This window comes from Streptomyces sp. PT12, assembly GCF_003311645.1.
Classification (GTDB): domain Bacteria; phylum Actinomycetota; class Actinomycetes; order Streptomycetales; family Streptomycetaceae; genus Streptomyces.
In genome coordinates this window covers 174818-188334 of the sequence record NZ_QEST01000080.1, presented here as the reverse complement: position 1 = coordinate 188334, position 13517 = coordinate 174818, and the positions used below count along the sequence as shown (strand labels likewise).

Annotated in this window: 2 protein-coding genes; both read right to left on the bottom strand. The window is 76.4% G+C overall.

Going from position 1 to position 13517, the window contains the following annotated elements; genetic code table 11:
- Positions 1-3 precede the first annotated feature (3 nt).
- Positions 4-4716 (bottom strand): type I polyketide synthase, encoded by a 4713-nt coding sequence (locus DEH69_RS08575; protein WP_113686299.1) that lies wholly within the window; start codon positions 4714-4716, stop codon positions 4-6.
- Positions 4717-4729: 13 nt separating this feature from the next.
- The gene (locus DEH69_RS08570; protein WP_181727326.1) at positions 4730-13081 is read right to left on the bottom strand and encodes an SDR family NAD(P)-dependent oxidoreductase; all 8352 of its coding nucleotides are present in this window, start codon (positions 13079-13081) and stop codon (positions 4730-4732) included.
- Positions 13082-13517: the final 436 nt, after the last annotated feature.

The following is a 13517-nucleotide window of genomic DNA, read 5'->3' as shown; positions in this document are numbered from 1 at the left end:
TCCTCACTTCTGCGTACGGGAGTTCCGGGCGCGGCGGCGTTCGCCCCGTGCCGTTCCTGTGGCCAGGCCCGGCCCGGGGCCGCCGTCGAGCGCCCCCGCGAACGCCGCGACGGTGGGGTGCTCGAAGAGGACGGCGGGGGCGATCCGCCGGTCGAGTCGGCGTTCGAGCGCGGTCACCATGGCCATCCCCACCAGGGAGTTGCCGCCCAGGTCGAAGAACGGGTCGTGGACGCCGACGCGTTCGATGCCAAGGAACTCACCCCAGACATCCGCGACCGCGCGCTCCAGGTCGGTGCGCGGCGCGAGGTAGTCGGTGCGCAGCGGCGGCCTGGGGTAGCGCGAGGGGGGCGCGGTCCCCGGGATCGCCGAGGCGAGCAGCCCCTCCAGGTCGTTGAGCGACGCCAGGTCGCGCACGGTGGTCGGCAGCGGGCGGCGCAGCGCCACCGTTGCGCCGCCCGCCCCGGCCGCCAACTCGCCGAGTAGCGCGCAGCCTTCCTCGGCGGAGAAGCCGAACCGCTCGCGGTAGGCGGTGCGTTCGGCGCCGGTCGCCGCGTCCGCCCACGCGTCGTGGCGCCAGTGGCCCCAGGCGACGGTGAGGACGCGGGTGCCGGGCGCCGCGGCGGCCAACGCCTGGCCGTACGCGTCAAGCACGCTGTTGGCCGCGCAGTAGTCCGCCTCGCCGATGCCGCCCACCACCGAGGCGACGGACGAGTAGAGGATCAGCCAACGGGGCGGCGCCTTCAGGGGGTTGGCGGGCCCGAGCAGCTCGGCGAGCGGGCCCATGGCCAGCACCTTGGGCGCCAGCACCAGGCCCGCGTCGGCCACGGAGCGCCGCTGCGCAAGGCCGCCGCCCGGCAGGCCCGCGGCGTGCACGACGCCGTCGATCCCGCCGAACCGCTCGGCCGTCTCCCGCAGGGCGCGCCGCAGCTCGCCGGGAACGCCCACGTCCGCCGCGATCAGCAGCACCTCGGCGCCCGCCGCCTCCAGATCGGCCACGTCGGCGACGCCGGTCCTGCTGACCAGCGCGAGCCTGCGCACCCCACGGGCGACCAGGTCCCTGGCCAGGATCAGTCCGAGACCCCTGGTGCCCCCGGTGATCAGGAAGGTGCCCTCGGGGGACCAACTCCCTTGTGTGTCGGGGAGTTGGGGAAGCTCCGCCCAGCCCTTGAGCCAACGTCCGCCACCGCGCCAGCCGATGAGCGCGGGCTCGGACGCCGGGTCGGGCGCCTCCCATGGGGTGCGCCGCAGCTCGCCGAGCAACTGGGCGGCAGCGGCAGCGGCAGCGGCGTCGGGGGAGGGGGAGGGGGAGGGGGAGGGGGAAAGCTCGATGTCCACGCCGCGCCACGAGAGCCCGGGGTGTTCCGCGCGTACGCCTCGGCCGAGCCCATGCGCCAACGCCCGGGCGGGCGCGGTCAGTTCGCCGCCGCTGATCTCCTCGGCCCCGGCCGTGACGGTCAACAGCCGCGCCTCGCGGTCCGCGAGTGCCCGCACGGTCAGCAGCGGCGCGTCGAACGCGTGCCGCACGGCGGAGCGCAGCGCGGCGTCATCGGCGAAGACGCCATCCTCGGGCGCCAGCAGGCTCCACAGGTGAACCACGTGCAGCGGCCCGGCCAGCCCGGCGAACACCTCGCGGTGGTGCCCGGGGTCGGCCGGGTCGATCTCGATCCGGCGCCCCTCGCGCCGCAGCGCGCTCCCGGCGATCACCTCGACGGCGGGTACGCCCGCCGCCTCGACCAGCCGCGTGCCGACGACCCCGTCGCTGAAGACCACCAACGTGCCGGTGAGCGGCGGCGGTTCGCCGGGCCCGGAGCCGAAGTCCCGCCGCCACACGGGCGCGTAACGGTGGGACCCGCCCGCCCCTGACCCGTCCGCCCCTGGCCCGCCCGCCGTGGCCCCGGCCGGGTCGCCATCGGCCCGGGTGGCGGGGGAGACCGTGCGCTCGGGCCAGTAGCGGGTGCGTTGGAACGGATAGGGCGGCAGCGACACCAGGCGGCCCCCACCCGGGCCGAGCGCCGACCAGTCGAGGTCGACGCCCCGCTCCCACAGCCGCCCGCATGTCTCCAGCACGGCGGTGGCCTCGTCCCCGCGCCCCGTCGCGGGCCAGGGCGCAGGCAGGGTGCCGAGCACGGTGGGGTGGGCGTTGAGAGGCAGGTTCTGCCGGACCAGGCCGCCGAGCACCTGCCCCGGCCCCAACTCCACGTAGACATCGACGTGTTCGGCGGCGCAGTGCGCGACCCCCGCGGCGAACTGAACGGGCAGGCAGAGGTGTTCGGCCCAGTAGCTCGGGTCGGTCGCCCGCTCGGCGGTCAACGGGCGGCCCGTCGCGTTGGAGACGATCGGCACGCCCGGTGCGCCGCGCGGCACGGTCGCGATGAGCGCGGCCAGCTTGTCCTTGGCGGGCTCGAGCAGCGTGGAGTGGAACGGGTGCGCCGAGCGCAGCGGGCGCGCCGCGACCCCCGACTCCCTCAGCCGCGCGGCGACTTCGTCGATCGCGGCGGGCGTCCCGCTCAGCACCGTCATGCCGGGGCCGTTGACGGCGGCGACGTCCACGCCACACGCGCCCGGCAGGCCGAGCGCGTCGAGCGCGTCGGCGCCCGTGGCCACCGCGAGCATGCGCCCGGCCGGGGCCGAGGCGATCAGCCGGGCGCGCTCGGTCACCACCCACAGGGCGTCGGGGAGCGTGAACACCCCGGCCAGGCAGGCCGCGACATACTCGCCGAGGCTGTAGCCGACCAGCAGGTCGGGCGCGACGCCTCGGTGAGCGAGCAGCCGCGCGAGGGCGTACTCGACGGTGAAGAGGAACGGGTGCGCCACCTCGGCGCGTTCGAACAGCGGATCCTCGTCGGGGCCGCCGAGCAGCGAGGGCGCGCCCGCGACCGGCTCCACGGGCTCGGCGAGGAACACCGCGCGCAGGTCGATCCCGCAGCGTTCATCGGCGACGGCCAGGCACGCGTCGACCGCCTCGGCGAATACCGGCTCGTCGCGGTACAGCGCGCGCCCAAGCCCCCGGTACTGGTCGCCCACGCCGGGCAGCAGGAACGCGACCCTGGGCCTGGCGTCCGCGCGCACCCCGCCGTCCGCCGCCGCGAGCCGCGCCGCAGCCTCGGCCGGGTCGGCGGCCACCACGGCCCTGCGGTGCGCGTGGTGGGCGCGGCCCGAGCGAAGGGTATGGGCGAGATCGGCGAGCTCGCCGCTGCCCAACGCGCCCGCGCGCACCGCAAGGTGGGACAGCCGGTCGGCCAACGCCCCCTCGTTCGCCGCGGAGACGGGCAGCAGCGCGGGCAAGGTCGCTGTGCCGAGGGCCGCCTCGGGGGCCGCCTCGGGGGCCGCGTCGGCGGGGGCGCCCGTGGACGGCGCGCGTTCGAGCACCACATGCGCGTTGGTGCCCGACCAGCCGAACGAACTGACCCCGGCCAGCGGCGCGTCGGGCAGCGGCACCGGCGCGGTGACGGGCGCGACCGCCGCGTTCGCGGTGACCAGCTCCGCGGGCTCCTCCATGTGGAGGTTGGGCGGGACGACGCCGTTCTCAAGCACCAGCACCGTCTTGATGAGGCCCGCGATCCCGGCGGCGGTGTGCGTGTGTCCGACGTTGGTCTTCACCGCCCCCACCCGCAGCGGGCGTTCGGCCGGGCGGCCCCCGAACACGTCGTTGAGCGCGCCGAGTTCGATCTCGTCGCCGAGCCGGGTGCCCGAGCCGTGCGCCTCGACGTAGTCCACCTCGCCAGGCGTCGCTCCCGCGCTCGCCAACGCCCGGCGGATCACCTCCACTTGGGCGGCGCGGCTCGGTGCGGTCATGCCGTTGCTGCGGCCGTCCTGGTTGACCGCCGAGCCGCGGATCACCGCCCTGATGCGGTGCCCGGCGCGCAGCGCGTCGGACAGCCTGGCCAGCACCACCAACCCCCCGCCCTCGCCCATCAGATAGCCGTCGGCGCCCGCGTCGAACGTGTGGCACAGATCGGTCGGCGACAGCAGCGACGTCGCGCCGCTGTAGAGGTAGAGGAACGGGTGCAGCGCGAGGAACCCGCCGCCCGCCAGTGCGTAGTCGCACTCGCCCGCGCGCAGCGCCCGCGCCGCCAGGTGGACGGCGACCAGCGTGGACGAGCACGCGGTGTCCAGGGAGAACGCGGGCCCCCGCAGGTCGAAGTGGTAGGCGAGCCGCCCCGCCACGACGCTGCCCAGGCTGCCCTGCCCCATGTAGGGGTCGGCATACACGTCGGTGCCCTGCCGCTCGGTCTCCACCTGCCCGTACTGGAACGCGTCGGAGAAGCCGAGCAGCACACCCGTCCTGCTGCCGGTCAGGGTCGGCGGCGGGGTGCCCGCGTCCTCCATCGCCTCCCACGCCAGCTCCATCATCAGGCGCTGCTGCGGGTCCATCCGCAGCGCCTCCTGGGGCGGAAAGCCGAAGAACTCCGCGTCGAACCCCGCGACGTCGGGCAGGAACGCGCCCCGCCTCGGCCGGAAGCGCCGCCGCTCATCCGGCGTGAGGTCCAGGTCGAACCGGCCCGGCGGCACCTCGCCGATCTCCGCCGCGCGCCCCTCGCGCAGCAACTCCCAGTAGGCGTCCACGTTTTCCGCGCCCGGGAACCGGCAGGACATGCCGATGACGGCGACGGGCTCGTGGTCGCGCGCGTCCGCGTCCGCGAGACGCCGACGGGCTTCCGTCAACTCGGCGGTCACCCGCCTGAGATACTCGCGCAGCTTGTCCTCGCCGGCCATGGATGCTCCCTGGTCAGAGTCGGGTCGACGCCGGGTCGGCGCCGGGTCGGGTGTCGGCCTCGGGGTCGAGTTCGGGGTCGAGTTCGGGGTCGAGCGGGGCGTCGGTCGTGGTGTCGAGCTGGGCGTCGATGAACGCGAACAGCTCGTCGTCCGAGGTGGGTTGGGCAACGGCGGGGTGCGCGGGGCGCGGGGCGCCGACGCGGTCGAGGGCCTCGGTCAGCACGGCCAGCGCGCGCTCCCGGTCCAGCGCGGCGATGGCCGCCTCCAGGGCGTCCCGCAGCGCCTGTTCGGGGTCGGGGGCCAGCTCGCCCGCGAGATGCGCGGCGAGCAGGGTCACGGTGGGGTGGTTGAAGACGAGGGAGGCGGGCAGCCGCAGCCCCGTGGCCTCGCCGATCCGGTTGCGCAACTCCACGGAGGTCAGCGAGTCGAGCCCCAGGTCGCTGAACGTCCGGTCCGGGTCGATCGCCTCGGGCGAGGCGTGGCCGAGCGCGAGCGCCACCTGGTCCCTGACAAACGCGAGCACGCTCGCCGCGTCGCCGAAGTCCCAACGAGCGGCGGGCGCGGGGGCCGCGGCCCCCGGCTCCGAGCCCGAAGGCGTCCCCGGCTCGGCTCTCCGGCGCGGCGCGGGTGCCAACGAGCGGAGCACATCCGGCAGTTGGTCGCCCAGGTCGCGCAGTGCCACCGGGTCGAACCGGCTGGCGACCACGACCGGGTCGGCGTCGGGGCGGAGCGCCGCGTCGAACAGGTCGAGGCCGTCCCGCTCGCCCAGCGGCGCCACGGCGGCCAGCCGCCGCCGATCGGCCGCCGACAGGTGCGCGGTCATGCCGGTGGGGAGTGACCACAGGCCCCAGGCGATCGAGACGGCGGGCAGCCCACGGGCGCGGCGGTCGCGGGCCAGCGCGTCCAGGGCGGCATTGGCCGCGGCGTAGGCGGCCTGGCCCCGGTTGCCGAGCACCCCGGCGACCGAGGAGAACAGCACGAACGCGCGCAGCGGCTGGTCGGCGGTTAGCTCGTCGAGGAGCGCGGCGGCGTCGGCCTTGGGCCGCAGCGCGGCGTCGAGGCGTTCGGGAGTCAACGCGCCCACGGTGCCGTCCTCGAGCACCCCGGCCGCGTGCACCACGGCCGTCAGGCGCCGCCCGGCGAGCAGCCGGGAGAGCGCTTCCCGGTCGGCGGCGTCGCACGCCGCGACGGTCACCGAGGCGCCCGCCTCCCGGAGGCGCCGTGCCAACGCGTCCGCTCCGGGGGCCGCGGGGCCCTGGCGTGAGGTGAGCAGCAGCTCGGTGACACCGTGACGTTCGACGAGATGGGCGGCGACCAGGGCGCCCAGGCCCCCGGTGCCGCCGGTGACCAGCACGGCGCCTTCGCCGAGGCCGGGCGGCGGGGCCTGGCCCGCCGCGCCGGGGACCACCCGCGGCACCAGCACCCGCCCGTCCCGCACCCTGAACTGGTCGGCGCGGACGGTGGCGGCGAGCCGTTCGGGCGCGTCGGCGAGGCCGAAACGGCCCGGGTGCTCCGCGATGGCCGAGCGGACCAGGCCCCATACCGGCGCCCCCGCGGGCGTGTCGGGATCGGCGAGGAACACCAGCCGGGAGCCGGGGAAGCGCTCTCCCGTGGCCCACTCCCGCACCGTCGCCGCCACGCGGTGGAGCGTCGCCCGCGCGGGCGCGTCGGGGCAGCGCACCAGCACCGTTGGGAGAGCGCTCTCCCGAGGCGTTCCCTCCGGGGGAGCGCTCTCCGGGAGTTTGTCGCCGCATTCGACCACCGCATAGGGGCTGCCGGGGGGTTCGGTGGCGGGGCGTGCCTCAATCCAGTCGACGCGGTGCAGCCCGGGGACGCTTCCGGCCGCTGCGGGCCTGAGGGTGACCTCGTCGATCGCGCCGACCGGCTCGCCCTGCCCGTTCCACACGGTGACGCGGCCGTTGCCCACCCGGACCCGTAGCCGTTCGGCCCCCGGGCGGGTGATGCGCAGCCCGGAGAAGGCGAACGGCAGCAGTAGCCCGCCCCCTTCCGCGCCCCCTTCCCCGCTCCCTTCCGCGGCGCCCCCCGCGGTGCCGTCGAGGGCACCGTCCATGAGCAGCGGGTGCAGCGCCGCGTCGAGCAGCGCCGGGTGCAGCACGAACTCACCCGCGCCGCCCGCAGGTTGCGCCACCTCGGCCCAGAGCGCACCCTCCGCCCGCCAGGCCGAGGTCAGCCCGCGGAACGCCGGGCCGTAGGCGTAGCCGCGCGCGGCGAGCCGGTCGTAGGCGTCGGCGATGTCCACCGGGGTGGCGCCCCGCGGGGGCCAGCGGGTCAGCAGGTCGTGGGGCGGGGGCGCCTCGTCGGCTAGGGCGCCGCTGGCGTGCCGGGTCCAGGGCGCGTCGTCGCCGACCCGGGCGTGGATGGTCAACGCCGTTCCGGTGACGGCCACTTGGAGGGTGACGGCGCCGGTCTCCGGCAGGTCGAGCGGGGCGTGCAGCGTCAGGCTCTCCACCCCTGGGGCGCCCGCCTCGGCGGCGGCGCGCAGGGCCAACTCGGCGAACGCGGTGCCCGGCAGCAGCACCCGCCCGTCGACCGCGTGGTCGGCCAGCCAGGGCGCGCGGGAGCGCGCGATCCGCCCGGTGAGCAGCACGCCGTCGCCCTCGGCCAGGGGCACCACGCGGTCCAGCAGCGGGTGGCCGCCGCGCTCGGCGGGGTGCAGCCAGTAGCGGCGGCGGTCGAACGCGTAGGTGGGCAGGTCGAGTTGGCGGCGCACGGGGCCGAGCACGCGCGGCCAGGCGACGGGCGCGCCGCGCACCCAGGCGTTGCCGAGCGCGGTCATGAGCTGGTGCCGCCCGCCCGCGCCGCGGCGCAGCGTTCCCACGGCCGCGCCGCCGAGCCCGGCGTCGGCGGCGATCCCCGCGACCGCACCGGTGAGGATCGGATGCGGGCTGACCTCGATGAACAGGGGATCCGCCGTGCCGGAGAACGCGCGGATCGCCGCGTCGAAGCGTACGGGCTCGGCGAGGTTGCGGTACCAGTAGCCCGCGTCGAGCCGGGAGCCCTCGATCAGCGCGCCCTCGAGGGACGAGCTGATCGCCGTCGTGGTGTCGCTGGGCGCCAGTTGCCCGATGCCGGACAGCAACTCCTCGCGCACCGCCGTCACATGGGGCGTGTGGGCGGCGTAGGCGACGGGGGTGCGCTTCAGCTGCGCCTGTTCGCCGCAGGACGCGACGAACGCGTCGATGGCCGCCAACTCGCCCGCGACGACGGTGCCGATGGGGCCGTTGTCCACCGCGACCCACAGCTGGTCGCGCCACGGCGCGATCCGCTCGGCGACCTCGGCGGCGGGCAGCCCGACGGCCAGCACGCCCCCGGTGCCGTCGAGCGCCCCCACGACCCGGGCGCGCAGCGCGCTGATCCTGGCGGCCTCGGCGAGCGACAGCGCCCCGGCGACCGCGGCCCCCGCGATCTCGCCCTGCGAGTGGCCGACCACGGCGGCGGGCTCCACGCCCGCCGCGCGCCAGCGCCCGGCAAGCGCGTACATGAGCGCGAACAGCACCGGCTGGACCACCTCGGTGCGCTCCAGCGATGGAGCGCTCTCCAATCCGGTGAGCACGTCGAGCACCGACCAGCCGGTGTGCGGGCGCAGCGCCTCCGCGCAGCGTCGCAGATCGGCGGCGAACTCCTCGTCCTCCGCCAGGAGTTCGGCGGCCATCCCGGCCCACTGGGCGCCCTGCCCTGGGAACACGAACACCGGGCGCGCCTCGCGCGGCGCCACGCCCGTGGCCAGCGCGGGGTGCGGCGCGCCCTCGGAGAGCGCGTTCAGCGCGGCGACCAGCTCGTCCCGGTCGGCGGCCACCACCACGGCGCGGTGGGCGAACGCCGCGCGCCGCGCCAGCAGCGGGCCCGCGGCCTCCGCGTCGGGCGAGGCCGCGACCGCGCGCAGCCCGGCCGCCGTGGCGCGCAGCGCCGCCTCGGAGCGCGCGGCGAGAACCCAGACCAACGGGCCGCGATCCTGCGGGAGTTCGGCCGTTGCCGCCGACTCGTCCGGGGCCTCTTCGAGCACGAGGTGGGCGTTGGTGCCGCTGATGCCGAAGCTGGAGACGGCGGCGCGCCTGGGGCGTTCCCCCGACGGCCATGGCCGCTCCGTGGTCAGCAGCCGCACCGCGCCCTCGTCCCAGTGGACGCGCTCGCTCGGCCGCTCGGCGTGCAGGGTTCGCGGCAGCAGCCCGTGCCGCAGGGCCAGCACCATCTTGATGACCCCGGCGACCCCGGCGGCCGCCTGGGTGTGGCCGAGGTTGGACTTCACCGAGCCGAGCCAGGCCGGGGTGGACCGGCCCTGCCCATAGGTGGCGAGGAGCGCGTGGGCCTCGACGGGGTCGCCGAGCGCGGTGCCGGTGCCGTGCGCCTCGACGGCGTCCACATCGGCGGGGGCCAGGCCCGCGTCGGCGAGCGCGGCGCGGATGACGCGTTGCTGCGCCTGCCCGTTGGGCGCGGACAGGCCGTTGCTCGCGCCGTCGGAGTTGACGGCGGCGCCGCGGATGACGGCGAGGACGGGGTGCGCGTTGCGGCGCGCGTCGGAGAGGCGTTCGAGCAGGAGGACCCCGGCGCCCTCGGCGAAGGCGGTGCCGTCGGCCGCCGCGGAGAACGCCTTGGCGCGGCCGTCGGGGGCGAGGCCGTTCTGGCGGCTGAACTCCACGAGGTTGCCGGGGTTGGCCATCACCGTCACCCCGCCCGCGAGCGCCAGCGCGCACTCGCCGCGCCGCAGCGACGCGGTGGCCAGCTGCACGGCGACGAGCGAGGACGAGCAGGCGGTGTCCAGGGTGAGCGCGGGCCCCGTCAGGCCGAGGGTGTAGGCGACGCGGCCCGAGGCGACGCTCAGCGCGGTGCCGGTGAGCAGGTGCCCGTCGGCCACGCCGGTCGGCTGGTGCAGCCTGGGGCCGTAGTCGGTGGCCATCGCGCCGACGAACACGCCGGTCGGCGAGCCCGCGAGCGCCGTCGGGTCGATCCCGGCGCGCTCGATCGCCTCCCAGCAGACCTCGAGCATCAGGCGCTGCTGCGGGTCCATCGCCAGGGCCTCGCGCGGGCTCAGCCCGAAGAACTCGGCGTCGAACGCGTCGGCCTCGTGCAGGAACCCTCCCCGCCGCGTGGCGCAGGCGCCCGCGTGCAGCGCGTCCAGGTCCCAGCCGCGGTTTGTCGGCAACTCCGTGGCCGCTTCCCGCCCTTCGGCCAGCAGCGACCACAGCTCTTCGGGCGAGGTCACCCCACCGGGGAGGCGGCAGCCCATCGCGACGACCGCGATCGCCTCGCCCTCGGACGCCTCGGCCACCTCGGCCACCTCGGCCACCTTGGCCGCCTCGGCCGCTGTGACGGGTGTCAACTCGGCCTCGGGCGAGGGCCGTTGGTCGCCGCCGCCGAGGAGCGCGCGCAGCCGTTCGGCGACCCGGTGGGGCGTGGGGAAGTCGTACAGCAGGCTCGAAGGGAGCCGCAGGCCGGTCAACGACTGGAGCACGCCCCGGAGTTCAACGGTCCCCGCGGAGTCGAGACCCAGGTCCTTGAAGGTGCGCAACGGGTCGACCGAGCCCGCATCGCCATGGCCGAGCACCGTGGCGGCCGCGCCCGTCACCAGCGCGCGCAGCGCGGCGGGCGAGGCGTCGACCCGGGCCGACGCCGCCTCGGGCGCGGAGGCGCGCGCGGCCTCGCCGGGCCAGTGGCGTTCGCGCTGGAACGGGTAGGTCGGCAGGTCGGTGAGCGCCGCCCCGGCCACCTCGGGCCAGGTGACGGGCGCGCCGGCGACCAGGGCCTCGGCCGTGGCGCGCAGCAGGCGTTCGGGCCCGCCGTCCCCGCGCCGCAGCGTGCCGAGGGCGACGGCCTCGGCGCCCGCCTCCTCCGCGGTCTCCTCGATGGCGGCGGTCAGCACGGGGTGCGGGCTCACCTCGACGAAACGGCTCGCCCCCCGCTCGATGGCGGCGCGGGTGGCGTCGGCGAACCGCACCCGGTGGCGCAGGTTGTCGCACCAGTAGGCGGCGTCGAGGGCGGCGGTGTCGATCGGGGCGCCGGTCAGCGTGGAGATAAAGGTGGCGGGGGTGGAGACGGGCCTGATGGGCGCGAGTCGCGTCAGCAGCTCCTCGCGGACGGCGTCGACGGCGGGGGAGTGGGAGGCGTAGCCGACCGGCAGGAGCTTGGCGCGGTGCCCTGCCGCGGTCAGGTGCTCGCCCAGGGCGGCAAGCGCCGCGCGGGGGCCCGAAAGGACCGTGGAACGTGGGCCGTTGTCGGCGGCGACGCTCACCTCGGGGGCCTCGGCGAGGAGTTCGGCGACCGCCTCGGGCGGCGCGCCAACCGACAGCATCCCGCCGCCCGTCAGCGCGCGCAGGGCGCGGCTGCGCAGCGCGACGACCCGCGCCGCGTCGGAGAGGCTGAGCGCGCCCACCACGGTCGCGGCGGCGATCTCGCCCTGCGAGTGGCCGATGACGGTGGCGGGGGCGACGCCGCGCGACCGCCACAGCTCGGCGAGCGCGACCATCACCGCCCACAGCGCGGGCTGCACCACGTCGACGCGGTCGAGCCCCGGCGCGCCGGGCGCGCCGCGCAGCACGTCCAGCGGCGCGTGGTCCACGAACGGCTCGAGGGCGCGGGCGCACTCCACCAGCCGGTCGGCCACCTCCCGTGGCCCGTCGAGGAGTTGGGCCGCCATGCGGGGCCACTGGGAGCCCTGCCCGGGGAAGACCAGGACGTCGCCGCCGGGAAGGGCCCTGCCGATGGCGACCGTTTCGCCCGGGCGGCCCTCGGCCAGCGCGTCGAGCGCGGCCCTGTGGCCGCCGAGGTGCCCGCCGAGGGAGTCGCCGTGGACATGGTCCCCGTCGTGGCCGCCCAGCACCACGGCGCGGTGCTCGAACAGCGTGCGGCTGCGCAGCAGCGAGTGCGCCACATCGGCGAGCGGCACCGAGGGATGTGCGCCCAGGTGCGCGGAGAGCGCTCTCCCCGAGGCGCGCAGCGCCGCCGCCGAGCGGGCCGAGAGCACCAACGGCGCCGCGGCGCCCACGGGTTGGGCTCCCACGGGTTCGGCGTCGCCTGATTCGGCGCCCACGGGTTCGGCGTCGCGCGGCGCGGCGTCGCGCGGCGCGGCGGGGGGCGCCTCGGCCACGATCAGGTGGCAGTTGGTGCCGCCCACCCCGAACGAGCTGACGCCCGCCACGCGCCGACTCTCCCCTGGCCACTCCGCGCGCGTGCGCACCACGTCGAGGCCGAGGCGGTCGAGGGGGATGTCGGGGTGCGGCGCGGCGAAGTTGAGGCTGGGTGGCAGCTCACCGTGGCTGAGCCCGAGCACCACCTTGAGCAGCCCCGCGATCCCCGCAGCGCCCTCGAGGTGGCCGATGTTCGTCTTCACCGAGCCGACCAACAGGGGTGCGCCACCGGGGCGGTGGGCGGCCATCGCGGCACCGAGCGCATGGGCCTCGACCGGGTCGCCGACCCGGGTGCCCGTGCCGTGCAGCTCGACATACGACACCTCGCCGGGCGCGACGCCCGCGTCGGCGTGCGCCAGCCGGATGACCTCCTCCTGCGCGGGCCCGTGGGGAACGGTCAACCCGTCGCCGCCGCCGTCGTTGTTGACCGCGCCGCCCAGGATCACGGCGTGCACCCGGTCGCCCTCGGCGAGCGCGGCGGACAGCGGCTTGAGCACCACCAGGGCGCCGCCCTCGCCGCGCACATAGCCGTTGGCCCTGCTGTCGAACGTGTGGCACCGGCCGTCGGGTGACAGGGCGCCGAAGGCGGCGAGGGCCGCGCTCGACCCGGCGTCGGGGATCAGGTTGACCCCGCCCGCGAGCGCCACGCGCGCGGCGTCCGAGCGCAGGCTCGCGCACGCCGCGTGCACCGCGACGAGCGACGACGACTGCCCGGTGTCGAGGGTGAGGCTCGGACCCCGCCAACCCAGGTGGTACGACACGCGGTTGGCGATCAGGCCGCGCTGGGTGCCCGCGAACGTGTGCGGCCCCGGCCGCTCGTGCGCGCGCTCGTGCACGCGCTCCCAGTCGCCCGCGATGGCCCCGACGAAGACGCCCGACGGCGTGCCGCGCAGCGCGGTCGGCGCCGTTCGCGCGTGTTCGAGCGCCTCCCATGCCAGCTCCATGACGAGCCGCGCCTGCGGGTCCATCGCCGCCGCCTCGCGCGGCGAGATCCCGAAGAACGCCGCGTCGAAGCGGTCGATCGCGGGAAGGAAGCCTCCCCTGCGGTAGGCGGCGTCCACCGTCTCGGGGCGCCGGTCATCCGGCATGGGGCCCACCGCGTCACGGCCCGCGCTCAGCAGCCGCCAGAACGCCGAGGGGTTCTCGGCCCCCGGCAGCCTGCACGCGAGGCCGACCACGGCGATCGGCTCGCCTGCCGTGCTTTTCGCACCCCTGGAAGACATGCAATCACCCGCCGTCACGCGCATTCGGATAGGACTGGTCAAGGCTTGATCAAGCAGCCGGGGAGGACATGGGAAAGAGGAGTTCCGCGGGGGCGTGAAAGGAGAGAACGGGGGAATCCCCGCCGCGCCCCTGCCGGTCGGATCCGGCCGAACGAATACCGATCCTGGATCCGGCCAGGAGGAACGTCAAGAAGATCAAAGGGCTTGTGCGGTGGCAGGTAATCGTGGGCAAGAAGCTGCCAACGCCCGCCCAATGCCCGCGGGCGCCCGCCCAGCCCTCGCCCGTCACGCCTCTGAGCTGCGGCTTTCCCGGGCCGTGCGGCGCGTGATGGGAGTGTGGGGAGTCCGTGGGGAATATGGGGGTCGCCTACCCATGCGCCCCCACCACCCGCTTGGGACAGTTCTCGATGAGTGGGCCGGGGTGTCTCTCCCCGGC